The organism is Flavobacterium restrictum (genome assembly GCF_007097245.1).
GTDB lineage: Bacteria > Bacteroidota > Bacteroidia > Flavobacteriales > Flavobacteriaceae > Flavobacterium > Flavobacterium restrictum.
Genome location: NZ_VJZT01000003.1, coordinates 339,448 through 364,676 on the forward strand (window position 1 = coordinate 339,448; position 25,229 = coordinate 364,676).

Annotated in this window: 22 protein-coding genes and 1 pseudogene; 14 read left to right on the top strand and 9 right to left on the bottom strand. The window is 34.4% G+C overall.

From position 1 onward, the window contains the following. The first annotated feature begins 48 nt into the window (after positions 1-48). The 5 genes and pseudogenes from FNW21_RS05340 to FNW21_RS05360 form a co-directional block, all read left to right on the top strand. Entirely contained in the window at positions 49-546 is a 498-nt protein-coding gene (locus FNW21_RS05340) for a molybdenum cofactor biosynthesis protein MoaE (protein WP_144255706.1), read from the top strand. Between the two features lie 131 nt (positions 547-677). Then, on the top strand, positions 678-1,619 hold the full coding sequence (gene moaCB, locus FNW21_RS05345; RefSeq protein WP_262710613.1) for a bifunctional molybdenum cofactor biosynthesis protein MoaC/MoaB: 942 nt from the start codon (positions 678-680) through the stop codon (positions 1,617-1,619). Between the two features lie 7 nt (positions 1,620-1,626). After that, positions 1,627-2,613 carry a GTP 3',8-cyclase MoaA gene (gene moaA, locus FNW21_RS05350; protein ID WP_144255708.1) on the top strand — a complete coding sequence of 329 codons (987 nt, stop codon included), beginning with the start codon at positions 1,627-1,629 and terminating at the stop codon, positions 2,611-2,613. A gap of 140 nt (positions 2,614-2,753) precedes the next feature. Then, positions 2,754-3,920, top strand: coding sequence for an AAA family ATPase (locus FNW21_RS05355; protein WP_235889592.1), 1,167 nt, complete (start codon positions 2,754-2,756; stop codon positions 3,918-3,920). Positions 3,921-4,009: 89 nt separating this feature from the next. Continuing rightward, positions 4,010-4,528, top strand: a pseudogene (locus tag FNW21_RS05360) (RloB family protein); the annotation flags it as partial. A 49-nt stretch (positions 4,529-4,577) separates the two neighbouring features. Here the strand turns inward: FNW21_RS05360 and lysS are convergent. The 4 genes from lysS to FNW21_RS05380 all read right to left on the bottom strand — a co-directional run bounded on the left by lysS (position 4,578) and on the right by FNW21_RS05380 (position 7,803). Then, a complete protein-coding gene (gene lysS, locus FNW21_RS05365; protein WP_144255709.1) occupies positions 4,578-6,275 on the bottom strand; it encodes a lysine--tRNA ligase in 1,698 nt (565 codons plus the stop codon). Between the two features lie 340 nt (positions 6,276-6,615). Further along, positions 6,616-7,257: an O-methyltransferase gene (locus FNW21_RS05370; RefSeq protein WP_144255710.1), complete on the bottom strand. Its 642-nt coding sequence runs from the start codon at positions 7,255-7,257 to the stop codon at positions 6,616-6,618. Further along, positions 7,257-7,547, bottom strand: a complete 291-nt coding sequence (locus tag FNW21_RS05375) for a type II toxin-antitoxin system RelE/ParE family toxin (protein WP_144255711.1) — start codon at positions 7,545-7,547, stop codon at positions 7,257-7,259. The genes FNW21_RS05370 and FNW21_RS05375 overlap by 1 nt, the downstream gene beginning before the upstream one ends. Then, positions 7,537-7,803 carry a hypothetical protein gene (locus FNW21_RS05380; protein ID WP_144255712.1) on the bottom strand — a complete coding sequence of 89 codons (267 nt, stop codon included), beginning with the start codon at positions 7,801-7,803 and terminating at the stop codon, positions 7,537-7,539. The genes FNW21_RS05375 and FNW21_RS05380 overlap by 11 nt, the downstream gene beginning before the upstream one ends. A 94-nt stretch (positions 7,804-7,897) precedes the next feature. On the opposite strand from FNW21_RS05380, the gene rlmN reads away from it, so the two are divergent. Then, entirely contained in the window at positions 7,898-8,941 is a 1,044-nt protein-coding gene (rlmN, locus tag FNW21_RS05385) for a 23S rRNA (adenine(2503)-C(2))-methyltransferase RlmN (protein WP_144255713.1), read from the top strand. 72 nt (positions 8,942-9,013) lie between these two features. On the opposite strand, the gene FNW21_RS05390 is transcribed toward rlmN, so the two are convergent. Beyond that, positions 9,014-9,868, bottom strand: a complete 855-nt coding sequence (locus FNW21_RS05390; protein ID WP_144255714.1) for a hypothetical protein — start codon at positions 9,866-9,868, stop codon at positions 9,014-9,016. A 137-nt stretch (positions 9,869-10,005) separates the two neighbouring features. Between FNW21_RS05390 and FNW21_RS05395 the strand changes: the two genes are divergently transcribed. The 4 genes from FNW21_RS05395 to FNW21_RS05410 all read left to right on the top strand — a co-directional run bounded on the left by FNW21_RS05395 (position 10,006) and on the right by FNW21_RS05410 (position 13,495). Beyond that, positions 10,006-10,983 carry a polyprenyl synthetase family protein gene (locus tag FNW21_RS05395; protein WP_144255715.1) on the top strand — a complete coding sequence of 326 codons (978 nt, stop codon included), beginning with the start codon at positions 10,006-10,008 and terminating at the stop codon, positions 10,981-10,983. Positions 10,984-11,209: 226 nt separating this feature from the next. Further along, positions 11,210-11,770 carry an RNA polymerase sigma factor gene (locus FNW21_RS05400; RefSeq protein WP_144255716.1) on the top strand — a complete coding sequence of 187 codons (561 nt, stop codon included), beginning with the start codon at positions 11,210-11,212 and terminating at the stop codon, positions 11,768-11,770. Continuing rightward, a complete protein-coding gene (locus FNW21_RS05405; protein WP_144255717.1) occupies positions 11,757-12,431 on the top strand; it encodes a hypothetical protein in 675 nt (224 codons plus the stop codon). Before FNW21_RS05400 ends, FNW21_RS05405 begins: the two co-directional genes overlap by 14 nt. Positions 12,432-12,463: 32 nt before the next feature. Continuing rightward, positions 12,464-13,495, top strand: coding sequence for a hypothetical protein (locus tag FNW21_RS05410; RefSeq protein ID WP_144255718.1), 1,032 nt, complete (start codon positions 12,464-12,466; stop codon positions 13,493-13,495). A 59-nt stretch (positions 13,496-13,554) separates the two neighbouring features. On the opposite strand, the gene FNW21_RS05415 is transcribed toward FNW21_RS05410, so the two are convergent. From FNW21_RS05415 to FNW21_RS05425, 3 genes are all read right to left on the bottom strand, one after another. Next, positions 13,555-14,646 carry an ATP-binding response regulator gene (locus FNW21_RS05415; RefSeq protein WP_144255719.1) on the bottom strand — a complete coding sequence of 364 codons (1,092 nt, stop codon included), beginning with the start codon at positions 14,644-14,646 and terminating at the stop codon, positions 13,555-13,557. Further along, complete coding sequence (locus FNW21_RS05420; protein WP_144255720.1) at positions 14,633-16,651, bottom strand: sensor histidine kinase; 2,019 nt, start codon at positions 16,649-16,651, stop codon at positions 14,633-14,635. The genes FNW21_RS05415 and FNW21_RS05420 overlap by 14 nt, the downstream gene beginning before the upstream one ends. A gap of 179 nt (positions 16,652-16,830) precedes the next feature. Continuing rightward, positions 16,831-17,253, bottom strand: a complete 423-nt coding sequence (locus FNW21_RS05425; RefSeq protein WP_144255721.1) for a DUF547 domain-containing protein — start codon at positions 17,251-17,253, stop codon at positions 16,831-16,833. A gap of 155 nt (positions 17,254-17,408) precedes the next feature. On the opposite strand from FNW21_RS05425, the gene FNW21_RS05430 reads away from it, so the two are divergent. The 3 genes from FNW21_RS05430 (at position 17,409) to FNW21_RS05440 (ending at position 19,306) form a co-directional block, all read left to right on the top strand. Further along, positions 17,409-18,191 carry a response regulator transcription factor gene (locus tag FNW21_RS05430; protein ID WP_144255722.1) on the top strand — a complete coding sequence of 261 codons (783 nt, stop codon included), beginning with the start codon at positions 17,409-17,411 and terminating at the stop codon, positions 18,189-18,191. A gap of 180 nt (positions 18,192-18,371) precedes the next feature. Continuing rightward, the gene (locus FNW21_RS05435) at positions 18,372-18,563 is read left to right on the top strand and encodes a hypothetical protein (RefSeq protein WP_144255723.1); all 192 of its coding nucleotides are present in this window, start codon (positions 18,372-18,374) and stop codon (positions 18,561-18,563) included. 278 nt (positions 18,564-18,841) lie between these two features. After that, positions 18,842-19,306 (top strand): hypothetical protein, encoded by a 465-nt coding sequence (locus FNW21_RS05440; protein ID WP_144255724.1) that lies wholly within the window; start codon positions 18,842-18,844, stop codon positions 19,304-19,306. A 74-nt stretch (positions 19,307-19,380) separates the two neighbouring features. On the opposite strand, the gene FNW21_RS05445 is transcribed toward FNW21_RS05440, so the two are convergent. Then, a complete protein-coding gene (locus FNW21_RS05445; protein WP_144255725.1) occupies positions 19,381-22,938 on the bottom strand; it encodes a PAS domain S-box protein in 3,558 nt (1,185 codons plus the stop codon). Between the two features lie 288 nt (positions 22,939-23,226). Here FNW21_RS05445 and dnaG point away from each other — a divergent pair, with 288 nt between their 5' ends. After that, the gene (gene dnaG, locus FNW21_RS05450; protein ID WP_144255726.1) at positions 23,227-25,203 is read left to right on the top strand and encodes a DNA primase; all 1,977 of its coding nucleotides are present in this window, start codon (positions 23,227-23,229) and stop codon (positions 25,201-25,203) included. Positions 25,204-25,229 lie beyond the last annotated feature (26 nt).

Consider the following 25,229-nt stretch of genomic DNA (forward strand, 5'->3'; position numbering starts at 1 on the left):
GGCGAAAATCCGTTTAATCCGTGTCATCTGTGGCCAAAAAAACAAAACATGTCAGATAAACAAACAAACATACTCCCAGTTTCGGCTCCCTCCCCTTCGGGGAGGGCTGGGGTGGGGAAGAAAAGTTCCTTTATACAAGGAGAAATCACATCAGAATTTATTGGGAATTCCATCGCTAAACACCAAAGCAAAACTACTATTGGAGCGCATAATATTTTTCTAGGCCAAGTTCGCGCCGATGTGATCGAAGGAAAAACCGTTGCAGCGATTGAATACACCGCTTACGAAGAAATGGCAGAGCAAAGTTTCTACGAAATCCGTGAAGCCGCTTTCGCTAAATTCGATTTGACTTGTTTGCACATTTATCACAGTTTAGGTTTGGTAAAAACAGGAGAAATTTGCTTGTTTGTTTTTGTTTCGGCACCTAGACGCAAAGTAGTTTACGAAGCTTTAGAATTTTTGGTAGAAGCCATCAAAGAAAAAGCCCCCGTTTTTGGTAAAGAGATTTTTGAAGACGAATCGTATACTTGGAAAAAAAATACATAAAAAAATTGCACAGATATAATTAAGAAATAAAATGATTGCTGATTTTTTATTAACGATTTTTGATTTCAGAATTAGTAGAACTTCTGAAATCGACAATCCAATGTTTAACAACATCAAATCTGAAATCAAAAATCGTTAATCCCCAATCTAAAATCCCTATGGTAGATATCACCCATAAAATCATTACCCAACGTACCGCAACGGCACAAGCCATTGTCAAAGTAGGTTCGTCAGCAACGATGAAGGCCATTTTAAACAATACCGTTCCAAAGGGAAACGTGCTGGAAGTATCCAGAACAGCGGGTTTGTTTGCCGTAAAAAATACCTCTAATTCCATTCCGGATTGCCATCCAATGCCGATTGAATTTACAGGAATTGAGTTTAAATTACAGGAAGATTCGGTTTTAATAGAAGTAACCGTAAAAGCCATTTACCGCACAGGCGTTGAGGTCGAGGCCATGCACGGCGCATCAATAGTAGCCTTGACAATGTACGATATGCTAAAACCCATTGACAAGCAAGTCGAAATTTCGACCATTAAATTGCTGCACAAAAAAGGAGGGAAATCGGATTTTGGTGTCAAAGAAAAAATGGATTTATCGGTTGCTGTGATGGTTTGTTCCGATTCTGTGGCTTCAGGCAAAAAGGAAGATCGCGCAGGAAAAGTGATTACCGAAAAAATTAAAAATTTAGGATTAAGCGTGTCGAGTTATACGGTAATTCCTGATGAGGTTTCGGATATTCAAGAAACAATAAACAAGTTTTGTGACAGTAATAAAGATTTAGTAATCATCACGGGCGGAACAGGTTTGTCTAACAGAGACGTTACGCCCGAAGCGGTGATTCCGTTGTTGGATCGCCGCATTCCTGGCATCGAAGAAGCCATTCGTGCCTATGGTCAAGAGAGAACACCTTATGCCATGTTGTCAAGATCCGTAATCGGTTTCAAGGGGAATACGTTGATAATGGCTTTGCCAGGTTCCGCAGCAGGTGCGAGCGAATCTATGGATGCCGTTTTTCCATCAATATTGCATTTATTCAAAATATTAAACGGTTTCAACCACGGAAAATAAAAACAAAATGCAAGACACACAAGGCAGAAATCACAATTATTTACGCATTTCGATTACAGAACACTGTAATTTGAGGTGTACCTATTGTATGCCCGCCGAGGGAATTGCGCTTACGCCAAGAGCACACCTAATGACTGCCGACGAAATTGTGACTATTGCCCAAACTTTTGTCAATCTCGGCGTCACTAAAATTCGATTGACGGGAGGTGAACCTTTGGTTAGAAAAGATGCCGCAGCTATTATTCAACGATTAGGGAAATTAGGGGTTGAACTGACCTTGACAACCAACGGAATTTTAGTTCACGATTTTATAGACACGTTCAAAGAGGCCAGAATTACGACTTTGAATGTCAGTATTGATAGTTTAGAAAAAGATAAATTCAATACCATTACCCGTAGAAATTATTTCGATAAATTATGGGAGAATTTGGATTTGCTTGATGGTAATGGTTTTTATGTAAAATTGAATGTTGTAGTGATTAAAGGTTTTAACGATAACGAAATTATCGATTTTATTGAATTAACAAAAGACCGAAACATTCAAATTCGTTTTATTGAATTTATGCCTTTTGATGGCAATCAATGGAATAAAGAAAAATTAGTTTCCTATGCCGAAATTATGGATCAAGTGGAAGGTTTTTATTCTAATGAAAATGTATTACGTATTCAAGACAAACCCAACGACACGGCAAAAAACCACAAAATTGAGTCTTATAAAGGAAGTTTTTCGGTAATTAGTTCCGTTACCAATCCATTTTGTAGTACGTGCAATCGCATCCGTTTAACAGCTGACGGAAAACTAAAAAACTGTTTGTTTTCGAATTCAGAAACTTCATTGCTGGATACTTTGAGAGCAGGCGAATCCATCGAACCGCTCCTCTTTCAAAACATAAAATCCAAACATGCCATGCGAGGCGGAATGGATGATGATGCAAAATTTCAAAACCCAGAATTGTTTTCCCAGAATAGGAGTATGATTAAGATTGGGGGATGATTTTTTTACAACAATTTCAATGTTTAAAACCCAATTAATATGTATATTTGTAATATATTTACAAATAAACGTTTTAAGTGATGTTGTTAAACTTCAGAATAACAAATTTCAGGTCAATTAACGAAATGGTTGAATTGTCTATGATTCCTAGCGATTTGAAAAATCCAGTCAACAGAATCATAAAGACAAATCCCAATGCAACAAAAAATAAAGACTATTACGGATTGACTTCTGCTGCTATTTATGGACCAAATGCAAGTGGAAAGAGTAATGTGATTCGTGCTTTATCTGATTTTAGATTTTTTGTTCTTAATTCAACGGATAATAAGCCAAATGACATTATAGATTTATTTGTTCCTTTTAAATTAAGTAAAGAGAACATAAAAAAACCATCTTCTTTTTCAATTGACATATTAATTGAAAATGTTTTATATGTTTATTCTCTTGAAGTCCACCAAAGAGAAATTATAAATGAGTCTCTCTATTTTCATCCAAAAGGACTGAAAGTTAAAGTGTTTGAAAGATATAGACAAGAATTTCACAAAGGGAATGGTTATGAGGGGATTTTTGAAACTATAAAACAAAGAACTACTGAAAATCAATTGTTTATAGGTAAGGCTGCACTCGAAAATGTTGAAATTGCTAAAAATGTTTATGAAAGTATTACTGCAATGCTTGTATTTCCTACTCATTTTTTTCATTCTGAAAATTTCAATAAAGTTGTAAGTGAATTTATTTTTAATAATTTAGAAGATCATGGACAAGTTTTGAAGTTGTCAAAATCTTTAATCCAAAAAATTGACACTCAAGTTGTTGATTTTGAAGAGCATGAAGGAGAGATTAAAACTATTCATTTGAACGATAAATTCGAAAGGATAGAATTTGAGTTTTCCGATGAGTCATCAGGCACTCAAAGAATTATATCGTTTTCGCCTTTAATTTTTGTGGGATTAAAACTAGGTTGGACTATAGTTGTAGATGAATTCGAAAGAAGTTTACATCCAGAAATTGCACAATATATTTTACACTTATTTAATGATCCAGAAGTGAATACAAAAGGAGCGCAATTTATTTTTGCTACTCATGACACCACTTTATTAAGCCCGGAAAATAAATTAAGAAGAGACCAAATCAATTTGGTTGAGAAAAATGAAAAAGGTGAAACAGAAATGTTTGCAGTATCTGATATTAAAGGAATTCGAGAGGGAAATTATGAAAAATGGTATTTGGAAGGTAGGTTAGGAGCGGTGCCACATATCGCTAGAGAAACTTTTAGACATGAATTGATAGATTTTATAAATTCATAATTATGGCTAAAAGACCCAATAATACTTTTAAAAATAGAATTTTTCAATCTAAAGTGTTGATTCTTTGTTAAGGATTAACCGAGAAGAATTATTTTACTGCAATGAAGGAAGATTTTCGATTGCCAAAAACTATTGGTGTGGATGTTTTTCAGAGTAATAAAGTAGATTGCAAAGGGGTGGCTGAAGAAGCAATTAAGAAAGCTAAACGTGAAGGATTTCAAGAAATATTTGTGGTTTTCGATCACGATAATCAAGCCAAAAGAGATGAAGCTTTCAAATTGGCATCCGATAAAAAGATTAAAGTGATTTTTTCTAGTATTTGTTTTGAGTCTTGGTATCTGTTTCATTTTAAAAATTCTACTAGAGCTTTTGATTCTGACGAAGCATTAGAAAAAGAATTAAAGAAATGTGTTGGAATGGAAAAGTATGAGAAAAACGATTTTAAACATTATTCAATATTAAAAGGTAGGTTGAATTTTGCAAAATCAAATACTGAAAACGTTAGATTATCTGTTCTCGAAAATAACTATGGAGTTGAAATTTTCAATTTAAATCCGTTTACTAATGTTGATGAATTAGTATTATTTTTAGAAAACCAAAGGTCATAAAAAAAGGAGCTTCGAATTGAAACTCCTTTAAATATATTTAGAATTAAATTTACTCCTTCAATCGACAAGCCTTCACATCCCCCTCAACAACCACTTCGGTCAGTTTAAGACCCGAAAGATTCTTCATTGCTTTGTCCCATTTCTTGCCGCTCAACTCCGATTTGATTTTTAGTGAACCAAATTCCATTTGATTGCCGTTAGCTTGCAAGATGGAAACAATTAGTTTTTCATCTTCTTCTAGTTGAACTTGTTTTTTCTCTGGACGCATTTGCGGGAAGAACAATACTTCTTGAATCGAAGCATTATTAGTCAAGAACATCATCAAACGATCCATTCCAATTCCTAAACCAGAAGTGGGTGGCATACCGTATTCCAAGGCTCTCAAGAAATCTTCGTCAATAATTCCTGTCGCTTCATCATCGCCTTTTTCAGCCAAACGCATTTGGTCTTCAAAACGGCTCCGTTGGTCAATTGGGTCATTCAATTCCGAATATGCATTGGCAACTTCTTTACCGCAAACCATCAATTCGAAACGCTCTGTCAAATCCGGATTGTCACGGTGCTCTTTACAAAGCGGCGACATTTCCTTTGGATAATCCGTAATAAACGTTGGCTGAATATAATTTCCTTCGCATTTTGCACCAAAAATCTCATCAATCAGTTTTCCTTTACCCATTGTAGCATCTACGTCAATTCCCATGCCGAGAGCCGCTTCAAAAAGTTCGGCTTCGCTTTTGCCAGAAATATCAAAACCTGTAAAATATTTGATCGAATCCGTCATCGTCACACGAGCATAAGGCGCTTTGAAGTTGATTTTATGTTCGCCAAAAGTAGCTTCACTTGTTCCATTGACACCAATAGCGCAATGTTCTAGCAAGTTTTCGGTAAAATCCATCATCCAGTTGTAGTCTTTGTAGGCTACATATATTTCCATTGCGGTAAATTCTGGGTTGTGCGTTCTGTCCATTCCTTCGTTACGGAAGTTTTTCGAAAATTCATATACACCGTCGAAACCACCAACAATCAATCTTTTCAAATACAATTCATTCGCAATACGCATATACAATGGCATATCAAGCGAGTTGTGATGCGTGATAAACGGACGCGCGGCAGCACCACCAGGAATCGATTGCAAAACAGGAGTTTCAACCTCAAGATAACCCGCATCGTTAAAGAAACCACGCATTGCGTTGAACAATTTGGTTCTTTTGATAAACGTATCTTTTACATTTTGGTTTACCGTCAAATCCACATAACGCATTCTATAACGCAATTCAGCATCGTTAAAAGCATCGTGAATTTTCCCTTCTTCATCCACTTTTGGCAATGGCAACGGACGCAACGTTTTACTCAAGAAAGTAAATTTATCCACACGAATACATTGCGCACCTACTTTTGTAGTGAATAATTCGCCTTCAATACCAATAAAATCACCCAAATCGGTCAATTTCTTGAAAACCTGATTGTACACCGTTTTATCTTCTTCTGGACATAAAACATCGCGATTTACGTATAATTGTATGCGTCCTTCGCTGTCCTGTAATTCCGCAAAACAAGCTTTTCCTTGATCTCTCACACTCATCAAACGCCCAGCAACAATGACCGTCTTACCTTCCTCGAAATTCTCCTTTATTTGTTTTGAAGTATGATTTACGGGAAAAAGTTGTGCCGGATAAGGATTAATTCCCAAATTACGTATGCCTTGTAGTTTTTCTCTACGAATGATTTCTTGTTCGGATAATGCCATTTTGTTCTTATTTTTAAGAGTGCAAAGATAACGAATTGATTGCAGATTTTTGAGTCTAGGTTTTAGATTTTTCAGGAGCAGTAATTGCCGTTTTTTCAATCAGCAGTCGTGCCGCTATCCGTTAAAAACGAAATTCACTGAACACCAATAAAAACAGAAGCATAGTGAAGCAATCTTTTTTGTTTTTAATCAAAAAAATAAAAAACAATTTATACTTCAAACGAAGTTCATTGAACTCCGATTAAAATAAAAATTATGTCAAGTAATCCGTGCTTTACAACAATTTTTATTTTCATAAAATGGTTGTTAATCCAAAAAAGGCGGGGTGTTTGTGTTGTATTTACAGCACCCGACTTACGGTTAATCCATCACGAATAGGCAACAAAACGGTTTCTACACGAGGATCATTTTTTAACAATAGGTTGTATTCCAGCAGTATTTTGGTACTTTTATCTTTTTTATCCAGCGGTTCCAAAACTTTGCCACTCCATAAAACATTATCCGACAAAATGATACCGCCTTTATTCATCTTTGGAACAATTAATTCAAAATAATTTAGGTAATTCTCTTTATCAGCATCTATAAAAACCAAGTCAAATTTCAAATCCAAACTAGGAATAATGGTTGTCGCCTCACCTAAATACTGGATGATTTGCTTGCCCCAAGGCGATTTGTCAAAATGTTTGCGCTGAAAATCAACTAATTCCTCCTTAATATCAATCGTGTGCAACTGCCCGTTTTCTTGCATGCCTTCGCACAAACACAACGCCGAATATCCCGTGTAAGTACCAATTTCGAGGATAGTTGTGGGACGAATCAGTTTGGCCAGCATGCTCAAAACACGCCCTTGAAAATGACCGCTTAACATTCTGGGTAACAATATTTTTTGATAGGTTTCCTTGTTTAAAGCCACCAATAATTCTGGTTCTTTTTCAGAATGTTGCTCAATATAATCCTCTAGTTCTTGGGAGATGAAATGCATTATTTTAATTTAAAATTACTCAAATCTTGGTAATTATTCCAAAATCGTAACAAGTAAATGGTTTCGTTTTCAATGGAATAATAAAGCGTAATTTGCTTTATGATTACCATTTTGTGAGTATTATTATAATCAGATTTTGTAAAAATAACATTTCCTTTTGCTAATAAATGAAGAGAATAATCAACTTCGTTAATGAAATTCAAGACTTCTTTTTCGGACCATTGGTTTTCCAAGTATTCAATATTTTGCCAATAATCATTTTTGGCAGCAAATGTCCATTCAATTTTCATTATTAAAATAGTTGGGGTATCTTTTTTTAGTTGCTTCCATTACTAATTCGTGCGAAATAGTTTGCTTGTTAGCCACTTGTTTAAGTGCCTCATCAATTCCTTTTTTTTCAAGTAATGTCATCGAATTAAAAGGAGTATTATCTGACGCCTCTTCATTCAAATACGTATCAAAAAACGATGCTACCATTTGAAGGACGCGCTCATCTGCATTTTCGATTTGCATTTGGATTTTTTGTTTTAATTCCGGAAGTCCCATACTATTGCTGTTTAGAGAAAAACAAAGTTACAAAATATAATTTTGAAGGGTATAAAAATTCAGTATAATTCAAAATAGTCCTTAACTTTGCGCCATGCAAATCGAGAAAAAAGACATACGAGCAGTATCCAAAGAGCAATTACGAGATTTTTTTGTGGCCCATGGCGACAAAGCTTTTCGTGGCAATCAAGTGTACGAATGGTTGTGGAGCAAAGGCGCACATAGTTTTGAGGATATGACCAATCTATCCAAAACAACTCGATTGATGCTAGAAACCAACTTTGTAATCAATCACATCAAAGTCGATACGATGCAACGCAGCGAAGATGGAACGGTCAAAAACGCCGTTCGTTTGCATGATGGGTTAGTGGTCGAATCCGTTTTGATTCCTACGCTCACTCGCACGACAGCTTGTGTTTCGAGTCAAGTGGGCTGTAGTTTAGATTGCAATTTTTGTGCAACTGCACGACTCAAAAGAATGCGCAACTTGGAGCCAGCCGAAATCTATGACCAAGTTATTGCCATCGACAAAGAAAGTCGCTTGTATCACAACCATCCGCTGTCGAATATTGTTTTTATGGGAATGGGCGAACCGCTTATGAACTATAACAATGTGCTGAAAGCGATTGAAATGATTACTTCGCCAGAAGGTTTGGGAATGTCTCCTAAACGCATTATGGTTTCAACATCTGGGGTGCCCAAAATGATTAAAAAACTAGCCGATGACGATGTGAAATTCAAATTGGCAGTTTCCTTACATTCGGCTATTGATGAAATTAGGGCTCGGATTATGCCTTTTAGTGCTAATTTCCCTTTGGCTGATTTACGGGAATCATTAGAATACTGGTACCGAAAAACCAAAAGCAAAATCTCCTATGAATATGTAGTTTGGGAGGGAATTAATGATGACCAAGCTTCGATTGATGCGTTAGTAAAATTTTGTAAATACGTACCCTGCAAAGTCAACTTAATCGAATACAATCCTATTGATGATGGCGAATTCCAACAAGCTTCTCAAGCGGCTATTGAAGCCTATATAAAAGCCTTGGAGTCCAACGGAATTGTAGTAAAAGTGCGAAGAAGCCGCGGAAAAGATATTGATGCCGCTTGCGGGCAACTTGCCAATAAAGAAGCGTAATAACATTACAAAAGCCTTACAAAAGAAAATTTTAATTTATATTGTAAGGCTTTTTTGTAGTAATGTAAACGGTTATTTTTCTAATGTAATTTCTTTAGTTACTGCTAAAATGGTTACTGTAGCTAGATTGTCGCAGATTCCAGTTCCAAAATCGATTACTGCCTCACTTTGATTTTTTGTAATCGAAACGCTTCCTAAAACTGGAAAAGGCAAGTGGCACGTCATAACAAATCGCAAAGGTGTTTTTATGGTTGCCGTATACACGCTACCGTCAGGAAATGTAGTGTTTCCAGTTCCCCAAACCAAGAAAACATTGTCTTCCCAATTGGATTTAGTATCGAATCCTTCGGTCATTTCTTTGACTCTTGTTCCTGTTCTTTTGTACACTTTTCCGTCGGCAAAAGTAATGGTTAGGTCTAATGTGCATGTAGAAATCGGATGTACAGCGACCAATAAATCACTGCTTTTTAAGGTTCTAATAATGGTTTTGGTTCCTTCTATCTTTTTGTCATTATGATAAAATCCGTCCAAAGTGTAGGTAATCGTTTGTGATAAACTGGTAAAATTATTCACAAAACTAATGGTGATTTTACCTTTTACAGTATTCCCGTTTGGGAGCGCACAGCCTTGCGTGCCAAAATCAATAGTTCTAGTCCAAGTGCCATTAGTCAAAACTGTTGTAATTGTTGCGCACAAAGGCAACATACTTTTAATCGTTCCAGTTGATTTATTGGTTAGTCCTTGCTGAACGGTATATTGATCTTCGACAATGTTAGCAACATCATCAACCGATGCGTCAATTTTGGCATCAACGGTAATGGCAGCTGTTGTGACGGTCGTTGTTGCTGGTGCACTTTCGTTAGAACTGCAACTACTTAAAAGTGCCAAAGCAAGGGCGGCTCCACAGGATAAAATTTTTGTTTTCATGTTCATTTGGGTTTTTAGGTTTACTTTTAGATTGGAGAAAATCAAAAAGGTTTAATTGTTTTTTTTATTTAAAATCAGTAAACATAATGCTAATTGAGTACCGATTTTTTAGATAAAATAGTATATTTGAAATCGCAATGAACATTACTACACAAATAAAGAAACCCATTTTTGACGAGATGGAACTTTTCGAGAAAAAGTTCTACGAATCCATGACTTCCAAAGTGGCTTTGCTCAACCGAATCACCTATTATATTGTGAATCGAAAAGGAAAACAAATGCGTCCGATGTTTGTTTTTTTGACCTCCAAAATGGTTTCTGCAGGAATTGTCAACGAGCGAACGTATCGCGGTGCTTGTGTCATCGAGCTAATTCATACCGCGACTTTGGTGCACGATGATGTGGTGGATGATAGCAACCGCCGACGGGGTTTTTTCTCGATAAATGCACTTTGGAAAAATAAAATTGCCGTATTAGTGGGCGATTATTTACTGTCAAAAGGTTTGTTACTTTCTATAGATAATGGCGATTTTGACCTCCTCCGTATTATATCGGTAGCCGTTCGTGAAATGAGCGAAGGCGAATTATTACAAATAGAAAAAGCCCGAAGACTCGACATTACCGAAGCCATTTATTACGAAATCATTCGAAAAAAAACGGCTACTCTTATTGCCGCTTGCTGTGCTCTTGGAGCCAAATCCGTTATTGAGGATGAGGTTCAAGTCGAGAACATGCGCAAGTTTGGCGAACTGATAGGGATGGCTTTCCAGATAAAAGATGACTTATTTGATTACACCGATGATGCCATAGGGAAACCCACGGGAATTGACATCAAGGAACAAAAAATGACATTGCCTTTGATTCATGTTTTAAACAATTGCAGTTCCAAAGAAAAAAGCTGGCTCATCAATTCCATCAAAAACCACAACAAAGACAAGAAACGTGTCAAAGAAGTCATTGCTTTTGTAAAAGAGCAAGACGGTTTGCGTTACGCCGAAAATAAAATGATCGAATTTCAAGAAGAAGCCTTACTACTTTTAGAAAATTATCCCAATTCCGAGTTCAAAGCTGCTTTGGTGCTCATGGTCAACTATGTTATTGAACGAAAAAAATAATTTTTTCAGACTAATTTTAAAATTTAATTGCAATCAAAAAGCCCGAATTACCTAGTGTTCACGGCTTTTTTTTCTTTTTTATTTAAAAAAAACTACAACTACATGCAACCTTTTAGAATCAATTCTCGTCTATGTTAATAGAAGGAGGTTTGCTACTGAAATTGATATTTGATATTGAAATTGAAATTGAGATTGAAATTGAACCCCCCTTTTTTTAAATTTGAAAATGAAAGTAATTAAGCTACATCAAGAAGAACAAAAGTGCATCCAGCTTGCCATCGAAAACAATCGATTTGCACAGCAGGAATTGTACACGAGATTTTCTTCAAAAATGTTGGGAGTTTGTAGGCAGTATATCAAAGATGTGCAACAAGCCGAAGATGTGATGATTACTGCTTTTATGAAAATGTTTTTGAATCTTAAAAATTTTGAACACAAAGGGAATTTCGAAGGTTGGATTAGGCGGATTATGGTCAACGAATGCATCTCGTACCTCCGAGTGCGACAAAAAGTACATTTCGTTGAGGACGAAAGGTATTTGGAGCCAAGTGACGGCAATAACGACAGTCAATTTTCGATAGCGGACATTCAGTTTTTGATAGATACGCTACCAGATGGGTACAAAATGGTTTTTAATTTATACGCCATTGAAGGATATAAACATCAGGAAATTGCCAAAATGCTAGGCATTAACGAGGGAACTTCAAAATCGCAATTGTCTCATGCTCGGCGGCTACTGCAACAACAAATCAATACGTTAAAAAAACAAGAAAATGGAACCGAATAAAATAGAAAAACAATTTAGAGAAAAGCTAAACCAGCGGGAAATAAAACCTTCGGCTGCTGCTTGGGATCGTTTGGACGCTATGTTGACCGTTGCCGAAAAACCAAAACGTAGTATTTCTAGATGGTATATTGCTGCAAGTGTTGTTGGTTTGCTGTTGGTGGGAACTGCTTTTTTTAATCAAAACAAAAAAATAATAACGCTACAAAAACAAGTTGTCGTTCAGGAAAAAGATACGGCAACAAGTACTTTAAAAAATAATGAACCAGCCAATTTGACTCCTGTTTTAACTTCAAAAAGTGCTGTTGTTGTGGTTCGTGACAAAAACACACCCAAACAAATCCAGAAGGATAACAATCTAAAACCACAAAAGTCACTTGCAAATGCCGAAAATATTCTTGTTAATACCACCCCAAAAACAGAGCAAGAACTCAATATTAATCCTATGCAAACAGTCCAACCAAGAGCGCTTTTGGCAAGCGTTCCTGTCACTTCTTTCAAAGACAAAACCACATCATCAACGCAAATAAAAGTAAATGCGGTCAATTTACTTTCGCAAGTTGATGGCGAATTGGATTTGTCCTTTCGAGAAAAAATGATCGCCAAAGTAAATAAAAATTACCAAACCGTAAAAGTGGCTTTGGTCAACAGAAATCAGGAGTAACAATCATCAATCACCATTAAAATCAAATCATTATGAAAAATTTTACTATTTATGTAGCGGCTTTACTATGCCTATTGGCGAGCAAAATGTTAGGTCAAGAATCCTTTGAAGGGCAAGCCAAAAAAATTGCGTCCCAAATAGAATCCATTACCAAACAAGAAAAAGAAGCCTTAAAAACCGAAGTCGAAGCCGTAAACGAGCAATTGTCAAAAGGGACAATAACCAGAGAAGAAGCCGATGCCAAAAAGAAAGTCTTGGCCGAAGCCCGAGCCATTAACATTGAATCGAAAGTGGCACAAGAACAGGAAAAATTAAAAATCTTGGTGCAAGAAAAAGTGGATGGCAAAATTAAAGAACGCGATTCCTCTCGTACCATCGTCATTCATTGGGATGGTAAATTCAACTCGGAGGATAAAAATAAAGGCGAAAAACGAACAACGACACAATTCGTGTTTGCAGCGGGGCTCCATAACTTGGTTACTGATGGCAAAATAGACCATTCCGATTATCGTTTTTTAGGTTCTCATTTTTACGAATGGGGATTGAGTTACAATTCTCGATTGGCCAAAAACAGCAATTTATTGCATGCCAAATACGGCTTATCCTTGATGTACAATAATTTACGTCCTACTGATAATCGTACTTTTGTGATCAACGGCAATCAAACAAATCTGGAAGTTAGCCCCAAACAATTAAAAGATTCACGATTTAGAAATGTGTATTTAGTGGTACCCGTTCATTTAGAATTTGATTTTTCTGGAAAAAGTGACCATGATGGCAAAACGGTTTTCAAAACCCACCAAAGTTTTCGTTTGGGTTTAGGCGGTTATGCGGGAATTAATCTAAAATCCAAACAGATTTTGAAATACGAGGATAGTGATTTCAAAGCGCAACAAAAAACCAAAGGCGATTTCAATACCAGTGATTTTATTTACGGTTTGAGTACTTATATTGGCTACAAAGAAACGAGTTTGTACTTAAAATACGATTTGAATCCCTTGTTCAAAGACAATGCAGTGAAGCAAAATAACATTTCGTTAGGATTGCGTTTCGATTTAAATTAGATTTTTAGGGTTAGTTAGTTGTCAAAAGTGCTTCAGGGATGAAGCACTTTTTTTGTCTTTTAGTCCAGAATTGTGGGATTGTGTAGCGGAAAAAATATTTTGATAGTTGTCCCCTCATTTTCTTTTGAAACAATTGTAAAAACACCATTTGATTTTTTTATAATTATTTTGCTTAAAAACAGTCCTAATCCTAAACCTTGCTGTTCTCTTTCTTCTCGATTGAATTGTTGACCTGCACCAATTTTATTTAATTCCTCTTCGCTAAAACCTATCCCAAAATCGGTAATTACTAGTTCGTAATAGGACTCATTGAACTTTTGGCCTGAAACAATGATGACTTTGTTATTAGCAGAAAACTTTAAGGCGTTATCTATTAATTCAAATAAAATGAATTGCACATGTTCTTGGCTGATTTTAATTAGTGCAGTTTCAATTTCAAAATCGATTCTTTTTTCTTGACCTTCATAGCTTTTAAAAATTTCTTCTTTTGCAATTAGAAAAGTAGTTTCTATTTCGGCAGTTGCATTATCATTGAACTCTACGAAATTATTTTTAAGATTTTGATACAAAATTATATTTTGCATCGTTCTATTCAATCGTTCACCTGATGCTTTTATCGATTTGTAAAATGTTGCAATTTCTTTTTTGTCAAGCCCTTGTTGGTTTTCTATAAGCAATTCAATGGAGCCTAGAATGCCATTGAGTGGCGTGTTAATTTCGTGTAATAAAAAATTATTGTCGCCAGGATATAAATGATTTTGAGTATTTTTTATTCTTTCAAATCGTGCTACTTTTGATTTTATAATGGCTATTAATTCTTTTATTCGGAATGGTTTAGCTATAAAATCATCAGCACCCTCTAACAAACATTTTCTCATGATGTTATTCTCTTTCTTGGCAGTCAAAAAAATAAAAGGAATGGAGTTTAAGGAATGAATATCTTTAATGATTCTGTGTAAGGTACTGCCGTCCATAACGGGCATCATGATGTCGCATATAATTAAGTCTGGTGTCCAATGTTCTAATAAATTTAGCGCTTCTTGACCATTACAAGCTAGTTTAACGGTGTAGTTTTGATAGATAAGTAGCTCGCAAATAGTTTCTCTTAAATTCACTTCGTCATCGACTAACAGAATTTTAATTTTGTTCATAAGGAAAAATTAATTTTATTTTTGTTCCGATGTTTTCTTTGGTTTGTATTTCAATTTTTCCGTTTAAAAAATCAGTAAATTGTTTTACAATAGCTAACCCCAAACCAGAACCTATGATGGTATTTGTATTTGAGGCTCTAAAAAAAGAGGTAAAAAGATATTGCGTCTCGTTTTCTGGAATTCCAATTCCAAAATCAATTATTTCTATTATAATTTCGTGCTCTAAATAGGTTAGGGTTACAATTGGATTAGATTTACCAACAGAATATTTGAACGCATTACTGATTAAATTGGTTAAAATATGGGTCAATAAAGTTTCATCGGTATGAAAAACTTGTTTTTTGCCCTTTATTTTTAATTGAATACTACCTTCATGCAGCGCATTATTGAAATAGGTATTGATTAGTGTTTTGATGTAGGTATTGAAATTAATTGTTTTGATTTCTTTTTTAATTTTCTTGGATTCATATTTACCAAAAATCAAAATATTATTCATCAACTCCGTCATTCTATCTACTTCTTTTTTTATTCTGGAAGTAATATTCTCAATAGAATGGATTGTTTTTTTGTCAAAATGATTTGTTTTGAGTTCCATAAGTTCCGCATTAGAATAGATAACTGTCAACGGTGTTCTAAACTGATGAGATGCCATGGCAACAAATCTTGATTTCATTTTATTAAGTTCTCTTTCTTTCAATAGCGCCGTTTTGATTTCTTCTTCGGCCTTAATTCGCTCACTTACATCCCTGCTCGAAGTTTGAATTCCCACTACTTCATTGTGCTCATTTAAAATGTGCTTGGCAGCAGTTTCTAACCAAATGTAGGTAGTGTCTTTTTTTTTGAATCGATAGGTTGATGTTCCAGTTTTTTGCCCTTTAATAAATTCGGCGTGCGCATCGAATATAACTTTGTAATCATCAGGATGGATAAAATCAAAAGCTTTTTTGTCAATCATTTCGATGGGTTCATAGCCTAAAATTTCTTTTATAGAATTTGAAACATAGCTGTATTTTCCGTCAATGCTATGTTGACAAATAACATCGGAGGTATTGTCAGCAATAAATTTAAATTTTTCTTCGGACAACTGTAATTGTCTCTCTTTTTCTTTAAGTTCATTGACATCGATGTGGGTTCCTATAATTTTGATAGGTTTTCCATTGCTATTTTTTTTAAGTAACCCGTTGTATTTTATCCAAATGAAGTGTCCGTTTTTATGTTTCATTCTATAAACCCCTTCGTAGCAATCGGAGGTGTTTAAAATGTAATTTTTAAGCTCTTCTTCTACTCGAACGATATCCTCCAAATGGACGTTTTTTTTCCAGAAATCATACGTATGGGTTATTTCTATAGTATTGTAACCAATCATCTTGCCCCAATTAGGAGAGAATCTAACCGTATTTGTTTTTAAATCTAATTCCCAAATACTACGTTTTGATCTTTGAATATAAAAATTAAAATAGTCCAAATTATCGCATAATTTTGCGAATATTTTATTCTGATTGATTCTAATTCCAATATTTTTTGCCAGTAAATGAAGTGAATATACTTGTTCGTCATCCCAATTTTTTTCTTGGGAGCAGTTTTCATATCCAACCCAGCCCCACAATTTTGATTTTGAGAAAATGGGAGTTAATAAATAGGTTTGAACACTGCGGTCACTCATGATTTTAGTAAAAGAGTGATTGTTACATTCTTTTACAGCTCCATATAGCGGTTCATCATTAGCTAATTTGGCATACATTTCAGGAAAATCGTCGCAGATTTCACTTTTTAAATTGGAGTTGTTTAGGAAAGAATGTATTCCTGCATGACACCATTCGTTGCAATACTGAATAGTATCTTTTTCGATTTTTAAAATATAACAGCGATCTACGTTATGACTTTCGCCAAGTGCTTTGAGGCACGTATTTAGCGTAGCTTCAATTGAATGTTCTTTCAAAAGAGCGCTATTAGCAATTGAAATTCCCAATAAATGATTTTTTGTTGTGGAGGTGGTATAGGGCATGAAAATCCTTTATTTGCTTGTTATGAGCTGCTTAAATTGAAAAAACAGTTGCTTTACTATAATAAGACTTATTAATTCGTTGTTTGAATACGCGTTGTAACCAACTTTTTAAAATGAAGTAGGACATTAGAGGGAGTTTAATACTAATTATTAAAAAGCAAAAATTTTAAAGGAAGTCTCTACTTTACGGTAGCTTTTTTTGTGTTTAATTTTAATAAAATAGAATCATCAGTATTGTTTATGGATAGGCGTAAAACATGTTTGGGCAAAAATGGGTTTGTTACATATAAGAATCCAACTTTATATTTTTGTTTTTTTAATATTCCAAGTTCGATATCATTCAAGGAGAAAAGGTTGTAAGCTATTTTAATCCTTTTGTACTTTAAAATGGATCCTTTTGGTTTTGGCTCATTTTGAATTATAATCGAGAACGCATTGTAAATATTTATCCAAAATGTTTTTTTTAAATCATCTGTATCTAATCTTCGTTCTAAACTCGATAATTTCATATAATAAAGTTCCCTCTTCAAGGAAGCGGTATCGTTTCCTAAAATAGTTTCTGCCAGAAATCTTTCCGATAATTCGATGTAATAATTTATCATTTTTTGTGTAGTATTTAGATTTCTTTTTTTTTGCCTTTTAACAAAATTTTTAATACTTCATAAAAGTATTTTAATTAATTACTAAAAGGTTTTATTTACTGATAGTTTAAAATAAAATGAGGTTTGATTAAAATAGAAATTGGTAATTTAGTAAAATGGGAAAACAAAAATTAAAAATCGTTTTAATCGAAGATGATTTGGCTTTAGGAAGCTCCATTTTAGAGTTATTAATCTTGAGTGATTTTGAGGTAAATTGGCTAAAAGATGGAGCCAAAGCTTTGAAATATTTGCAAAAAAACATCCCAGACATTATCATAAGTGATTTAATGATGCCTGTTATGGGAGGCGAAGAGCTTTTTTTGAAAATTAGAAAAGACAGTAAATTTAAAAGCATTCCATTTATTGTAATTACCGCCAATATGGACGATGAAGTCAAATTCCGGCAGTTAGAAAATGGCGTTAATGATTTTATAATGAAACCCTTTAAAGTGAAGGAATTGATTTATAAAATAAAAAATGTGATTGCGTTCAAAAACAATATAGAAAAAAAATACATTCCCGATCCGTTTTCTAAAGTGACCATTAAATTGTCTGAAAAAGATTTCATCACCTCGTTGAATGAAATTCTTGTAAAAAATTTAAAATCAAAGATAGATATGAATGAATTATCGAGTCTGCTTTTTATAAGCAACTCGACATTAGACAAAAGGATTAGGAAACTTACGAATAAAAATGGAAGTCAATATATTAGAGAGTTTAAATTAGAATACGCCATCAAGCTAATTGAGTTAGGAGAGAGAAATATTCAATTTTTGACTGATGAAACAGGATTCAATTCCTTGTCTTATTTTTCTACAAGCTTTAAATCCTATCTTAATGTAACTCCCAGAGACTACATAAAATTAATCCAAAACGAAAAAATTATTTCCCTTCTATAAGTAAATAAACCCAGTTTAAATTTGAGTTGATATACTGTTGAAAATTCTTCAGGTTGTATGAAACACTTTTAAAAGAGTGTTTTTTTTATGACTTTAAATTATTAATTCTTTTTTTTAAATCTAACGGAATAAATTAAAACAATCAAAACGAATAGATTATTTTACAAGAAAATAATAAAAATGTTTAAAATTTTTAATGATTTGTGGGTCAAAATAAATAATTCAGAGTCTGTTTGGGATTATTTAAAGGATTTATTACCTAATTCTAAACAATCAATAGTTGAGAGTGATGCGGTCTTAATAGCTTTATTTCTTATTGGTGTTGGATTATTGGTTGTTGTTTTTATCGTACTTGTTTGTAATTGCGATTAAAAGGTTAGTATTTGTATGAATAACAATACAAAATGTATGCTTTTTTTCATAAAAAGTTTTTTGTACAACTAATTTTTTTGGGATATAAATTATTAGTACTTTTTTTTAAGCTATTGCTACAAAAGGGGTTTTATCTAAATTAAGAATATACTTTTATGATATGATTTAGGGTTACTCTTACCAGACAGCTTACTAATGTTTATTGGGGGCAATACATTATAATTTAGTTGATGTAAGCTGTTCTGGTAAGATTTTTTTAATTTAATTCATAAAAGAATATGATAACAAATTATTCCACCGAAACAAAAATTGAAACTGTCACAGAAGAAAATTCGCTGTATGTAGTTTCAGGTTCAAAAGTGATTTTTAAAAATCATGATGCAATTGTCAATTTAAATCAAATTTCAAATTGTAGGTTGGTAACAAATAGAAATATAACAACTAATGTTATACAACTCGTATTTTCAGGATTGCTTTTGGGAATAGTATTACCACTAGTAGAATCTAATATACTATTTCAAGGAATAACATTAGCCGTAATTCAACTTTTTATAATTGTAGCGTTTCGTAAAAAATACTATTCGTATAAATTGCTGATTAATAAAAGTGGATATTGTTTTAACGAAATAAGTATTGACGAAGAAAATCTCCACTTTGCCAAACTATTTCTGTCTAAATTCCCTGCCTTTGTTGCAACTAAAAATAATCGTCCAGCGGAATTCCAATTGCTTACGGGAACTTAAAATTAGTCAACTAGTAAGTAATTTACAAAATGGTTTCTTTGAGTGTTACTTTATGCTCATAATGAATATTTTAATTATCGTTTTGCTTGTTTTGGCAAAGGAAATTTCAGGGTTACTTTAGTGCCTTTTCCCAATTCGCTTTCTAATGTTATTGTCCCTGAATTTTTTTCGACAAATGTTTTTGCAATGTATAATCCCAAACCAGTCCCTTGAAACCCATCGGTATTACTTGCTCTATAAAAAGTGTTGAATAATTTAACTTGGTCTTGTTCAGGAATGCCTATCCCAAAATCAATGATTTCTAAAACTACAGTATTTTGAGTAGAAGTAAGGAAAAGAAGTACATTTTTGGAATTTTTAGAATATTTAAAAGCATTATTTAAAATATTCAAAACGGCATTTTTTATTAGATTTTTATCTGCAAGAATGGTATAAAAATCGCCTGTAAAATTTGTAGTTATCGTAGGAATGTTTGCACTATTTATAAAGTTATTGTCAATGAGTTCTAGACAATATTCTTTCAAATCAAAAAGGATGGGTTTGAAAGTTGTTTTTCCAGAGTCATCTTTAGAAATAGTTAATACGGCATTCATTAACTCAACAATTCGGTCAATTTCTTCGGTAATAATTGCAACTCTTTTTAGTAAACGATCCCCATTTACTAATTCTTGATTCTCGATGTACATGGCCATCAATTCGGCACTGGTTCTAATGGTAGTCATGGGTGTTCGAAACTCATGAGAAATTGTGGAGACTAAATTGATGCGCAATTCATTTAATTCTCGCTCTCGAATTAAGGTGTTTTCTACAATTTTTTCGGCTTCTTTTCTTTGTGTTATATCCCGAGTGCTCGATTGAAAACGTATTGGAATACCATTTTCTTTGACTAAAATGGCTTTCGTTTCTAACCACAAATAATCGCCAGAGTTGTTTCTAAATCTAATTTGGACAGCAATATCAGCTGCTTCATTTATAAAACCATGTACGCTATTTTGTAGCATTACAATATCTTCTGGGTGAACATATTCTTGAGGAAATTTACCAAGTAGCTCATCCGGAGTATATCCCAATAGTTTTTCTATGGATGGCGAAACATATAGAAAGGAGCTGTCTAAATTATGCAAACAAACAAGGTCAATTGTATTATCAGCCAAAAGGCGATACAAATTCTGTGCTTCATTTAATTGAATCGTTTTATTCCTGTTGTTTTCATCGGTTAATAATTTGTTTTCCGCTTCGATTTTTTTTCTTTCTGTAATGTCTATTATTTGAACAATATAATACTTGATTTCATTGGTATTGTTGATGGATAAGGAAACGGACATGTGCGCCCAAACGATAGAATTATTTTTATGGATGAATCTTTTTTCTGAACTGAAATTGGTTATTTTTCCAGAATCTAACTGCTCTTTATATTCTAAATCAATGGCCAAGTCTTCGGTGTGAGTTATTTCTTGTAATTTCAAAAATTTCATTTCTTGATTGGAGTAGCCAATCATTTCACAAAGTCTGTCATTGACTTCAATATAGAATCCTTCGGTATTTATAAGTGCCATTCCCACTGCCGAATTTTCAAATGCGCCCTTGAACTGCGCTTCACTTTGCTGCAATTCATCCTTCAATTTTTTCTCTAACGTGGCATCCTGCATGGCTCCAATCATTCGGGTAGCTTTTCCTGCTTCATCTCGAATAATAATAGCCTTGTCATTTACGCACGCATAAGTGCCATCGGATTTTAAATAAAGGTATTCCATAGACCATTTATCGTCTGTTCCGTTGATGAACTCATCCATACTTTTTAGGTAGGCTACTTTGTCATCTGGATGTATAAAATCTTCACATTCTTGTCCCGTTATGATGTTGTTTTCAAATTGATGCCCAAAAAGGATAGAATAACTGGCACCAACCACTATTTTATCCGTAATCATATTCCAGTCCCAAATGGCATCCGAGGTGGCTTTGCTGGAATACGTAAATCGTTCATTGCTGATTTTCAAGGCGTCTTCGGCATTTTTTTGTGCGGTAATATCATTAAAAGAGCATATTACATAGAGCAATTCATGGCTATCCCCAAAAACGGGTATGGCATCAACTAATAACCAAACCAAATCTTGGTTCTTTGCGCTTTGAACCCCCATTACACTATTATTTATGGGTTTCAATTTTTGTATCGCTAGCGGAACTGGAAATTCTTCGGGTTTGAAAGTTGTGCCGTCTAGATGAATTAATTTCCAATCGGCATCATAAGAGTTCTTGCCAAGTAATTGATCTTCGGTAAGACCTAGCATTTCGCAGGCCGCTTTATTGTATGCTACTATTTCGGATTGTGGTTCTTGCACTAAAATTCCAACCGCAACATTCTGGATAATACTTTTGGTGAGTTGGCGATTTTTAAGGATTTCTTCCTGAATTTCCTTACTTTCAGTGATGTCTACTCCAAAACCTACCATCATTTCTAGCGTGTCATCTTCGCCAAAAACGGGGGTGAATTTTCGAGTGTGGTATTTTTTTTTGCCATCTAGCCCTTCAATGGTGTCTTCCCATTCAAGGGTATTTCTAGATTCTAATGCTTGCAAAAACTTGGCATTCCTTCCTTTTGCAAAAGCATCGTTTCTACCCGTATGTATTGCATATTCAAAATCCGTTTTACCAATAATGAATTTTCGCAGTTCCTCATTTTTAATGGCTGCCGGATTCAAATACGTGTATCGGTGGTGGTGGTCAAAAACGGCAACATCTGTAGGCAACCTATCTAATATTTTTTCATAAAATTCTTTCTGTTGTACTAGCTTTTGTTGAATCTCCATATAAGCCGTAATGTCTCTAGCGTTTCCTATAAAAATGGGGTGACCCTCTTTTTGAGCTAATTTAAATCGTGTAGCATGCCAAATATAGTGTCCTTTTTTGTGCAAAATTCTATAGGTAAACTCGCCTTGATTTTTTCCAGTTCTAATTACTTCATTTAAAGATTGAATGCAATTTTCTACATCTTCAGGATGCAAAAAGGAAGTCGTGCTTTTGCCTACAACATCATGAATCTCGTACCCCAAATGATCAAACCAATTGCTTGAAGCATCACTAATTATCCCGTCTAAATCGAGTCCAAAGGCAATTTCCTTTGGATTAACAATAAATAATTGATACTTTTTTTCTTGTTTTTTGATGCGCTTTCTTAATTTCTGGTTCTCAAGGTGTACTTTCAATAGAGATTGAATTTGCTGTACGGCATGATGCAAAGCGTGTAATTCTAGTGGCGAAAGTGCTTTAGGTTTAGCATCCATAATACACAGCGTTCCAATGACTTGATTGTCAGTACAGGACATTGGTAGCCCAGCAAAAAAAGAAATATTTTCTGATGGATTAAAACCCTCGGTATTAAAACTTGGAACAATTTTAATTTTATTTTGCTTGATAACAGTCTCGTGAAGTGCTACTAAACTTGGCGGAATGGACTCGTCCTCAAAACCTATTTTTGTTTTGATAGTGGCCCCATTTTTATTAAGTAATGCTATAAAGGCAAAGGAAACTTCACATAGTGCGGCTACAAATGATAGCGTACTATGGAATTCTTGCTCAAGAGCGATGGTATTAAATATGGGTACTGTTTTTTTTGTATTCGGTGTTGAAGGCATCTTTTTTTTCAAGTAATTGTTTATACAGCAGTAAATTGAAAAATGTATATTGGGGAGATATAATTACAAAATAACGCTTATTTAATGATAAATAAAAGTTTGTCCAAAAATTAAAAAAAAATGGATTAGAATTCAAGCTACAAAAAGGACGTTTTTTAGATTAGTATGCCATATTTTTTAGTGGTAAACAGCAGATTTTGTTTTTTTATTACAGTTAATTTTATTGCCACCAACGGTACTTAGTCAAACTAAACGTTGTAACTTTGAACTTCCAAAAATAATAATAGTTTGATTTCAAAAGCCACCATAGATACCGTTTACGAAACCGCTCGAGTAGAGGAAGTTATTGGCGATTTTGTACAATTAAAACGAGCAGGAAGTAACTTCAAGGGATTAAGTCCGTTTTCGGATGAGCGTTCTCCTTCGTTTATGGTGTCGCCAGCCAAAGGGATTTGGAAAGATTTTAGCTCCGGAAAAGGCGGTAATGCTGTAGCTTTCTTGATGGAGCATTCGCATTTTACCTATCCCGAAGCCATACGGTATTTGGCCAAAAAATATACCATCGAGATTGAGGAGACAGAGCAAACCGATGCCGAAAAAGCCAATACAGATGCTAGAGAAAGCATGTATCTAGTATCAGAATTTGCCAAAACCTATTTTCACACCACACTTTTAAACACCGAAGAAGGCAAAGCCATTGGGTATTCCTATTTTAAAGAAAGAGGATTTACTAATGAAACCATCAAGAAATTTGCCTTGGGATATTCGCCCGAAACTTGGGATGCGTTTACCAAAGAAGCATTAGGAAAAGGGTATAAATTAGAATTTTTAGAAAGCACGGGCCTCACAATTCCTAGAGAAGATCGCCCATTTGACCGCTTTAAAGGCAGGGTAATGTTTCCTATACAAAGCATGTCAGGACGCGTACTTGGTTTTGGAGGACGCATTTTGACCAATGATAAAAAAGCTGCTAAATACCTCAACTCGCCCGAAAGCGAATTGTATCATAAAAGCAAAGTCTTGTACGGTATTTTTCAAGCCAAGCAAGCCATTGCCAAATTAAACAATTGTTACTTGGTCGAAGGCTACACAGATGTGATCCAGTTTAATCAAGCGGGAATTGAGAATGTGGTTGCTTCCTCTGGAACGGCTTTGACACCAGATCAAATACGGTTGATTAATAGATTGACCAAAAATATTACTGTGCTTTTTGACGGGGATGCTGCGGGTTTACGAGCCTCCATTCGCGGAATCGATTTGATCCTTGAGGAAGGAATGAATGTAAAAGTATGTTCATTTCCTGATGGCGAAGACCCGGATAGCTTTGCCAAAAAAACATCCTACGAGGATTTAGTGTGCTATTTAGAAGAAAATGCCAAGGATTTTATCCAGTTCAAAGCATCACTATTGATGAATGATGCCAAGAATGATCCTATCAAAAAAGCCGATTTGATTCGGGATATGGTCACTAGTATTTCTAAAATTCCAGACCGAATTCAGCGTGAAATTTACATTCAGGAATGCTCTCGCATTATGGATATTTCAGAGCAGGTTCTGGTGAGCACATTAGCGCAACTGGTTCAAAAAGACATTTCGGAAGTTGGTAAAAAGCAAAAACAAGAGCAAAAAGCATTCGAAATTGTAAAAAATGAAAATCCAGCAACTACCGAAAAAATTGATATTCTCTATCAATTAGAACGAAAAATTATCGAAATACTATTGTTGTATGGTACCAAAACCGAAGTTTTTGAAGATGTTTTGTTAAAAACGAATGAGCAGGGAGAAATTGTGCAAGTGGTCGAAAAAAAAGAATACAAAGTCTACCAACGCATTTATTTGAGTTTGCAAGAAGATGAAGTGGAGTTGGCAAATCCTTTATTTCGGGATTTGTTCAATAACTTGATTACGTATTATCTTCAAAATGACAACTTCTCCATGGATCAATATTTAATGCACTTGCAGCCTGAATTTGCTCAAGAAGTTACCGATGTTTTGATGGAAGACGAACGCATTGCTTTGCACAATTGGGAAGGTCAAAATATATTTGTAAAACAAAAATCAGAAACCATTAGTCAGCACACCACCGAAACGATTTTGTCTATTCGCGAGTTCTTGATTAACAAATTGATTTTGGATTTGATGAACAATTTTAAGAACAACCCGGAGATGGATTTGGAGGAAATCAAAGTGACCATTAATGATTATAATAAATTGAAAGTAAGTTTGACCAGTAATATTGGACGCATACGATCTACTTATATTTAGTTCTTCTTTTTAACAAAAAAATTTAG

Coding starts and splice junctions, on each gene's coding strand:
- FNW21_RS05340 (WP_144255706.1), top strand. CDS start 49: ATGTCAGATAAACAAACAAACATACTCCCAGTTTCGGCTCCCTCCCCT.
- moaA (WP_144255708.1), top strand. CDS start 1,627: ATGCAAGACACACAAGGCAGAAATCACAATTATTTACGCATTTCGATT.
- FNW21_RS05355 (WP_235889592.1), top strand. CDS start 2,754: ATGATTCCTAGCGATTTGAAAAATCCAGTCAACAGAATCATAAAGACA.
- lysS (WP_144255709.1), bottom strand. CDS start 6,275: ATGGCATTATCCGAACAAGAAATCATTCGTAGAGAAAAACTACAAGGC.
- FNW21_RS05370 (WP_144255710.1), bottom strand. CDS start 7,257: ATGCATTTCATCTCCCAAGAACTAGAGGATTATATTGAGCAACATTCT.
- FNW21_RS05375 (WP_144255711.1), bottom strand. CDS start 7,547: ATGAAAATTGAATGGACATTTGCTGCCAAAAATGATTATTGGCAAAAT.
- FNW21_RS05380 (WP_144255712.1), bottom strand. CDS start 7,803: ATGGGACTTCCGGAATTAAAACAAAAAATCCAAATGCAAATCGAAAAT.
- rlmN (WP_144255713.1), top strand. CDS start 7,898: ATGCAAATCGAGAAAAAAGACATACGAGCAGTATCCAAAGAGCAATTA.
- FNW21_RS05390 (WP_144255714.1), bottom strand. CDS start 9,868: ATGAAAACAAAAATTTTATCCTGTGGAGCCGCCCTTGCTTTGGCACTT.
- FNW21_RS05395 (WP_144255715.1), top strand. CDS start 10,006: ATGAACATTACTACACAAATAAAGAAACCCATTTTTGACGAGATGGAA.
- FNW21_RS05400 (WP_144255716.1), top strand. CDS start 11,210: ATGAAAGTAATTAAGCTACATCAAGAAGAACAAAAGTGCATCCAGCTT.
- FNW21_RS05405 (WP_144255717.1), top strand. CDS start 11,757: ATGGAACCGAATAAAATAGAAAAACAATTTAGAGAAAAGCTAAACCAG.
- FNW21_RS05410 (WP_144255718.1), top strand. CDS start 12,464: ATGAAAAATTTTACTATTTATGTAGCGGCTTTACTATGCCTATTGGCG.
- FNW21_RS05415 (WP_144255719.1), bottom strand. CDS start 14,646: ATGAACAAAATTAAAATTCTGTTAGTCGATGACGAAGTGAATTTAAGA.
- FNW21_RS05420 (WP_144255720.1), bottom strand. CDS start 16,651: ATGCCCTATACCACCTCCACAACAAAAAATCATTTATTGGGAATTTCA.
- FNW21_RS05425 (WP_144255721.1), bottom strand. CDS start 17,253: ATGATAAATTATTACATCGAATTATCGGAAAGATTTCTGGCAGAAACT.
- FNW21_RS05430 (WP_144255722.1), top strand. CDS start 17,409: ATGGGAAAACAAAAATTAAAAATCGTTTTAATCGAAGATGATTTGGCT.
- FNW21_RS05435 (WP_144255723.1), top strand. CDS start 18,372: ATGTTTAAAATTTTTAATGATTTGTGGGTCAAAATAAATAATTCAGAG.
- FNW21_RS05440 (WP_144255724.1), top strand. CDS start 18,842: ATGATAACAAATTATTCCACCGAAACAAAAATTGAAACTGTCACAGAA.
- FNW21_RS05445 (WP_144255725.1), bottom strand. CDS start 22,938: ATGCCTTCAACACCGAATACAAAAAAAACAGTACCCATATTTAATACC.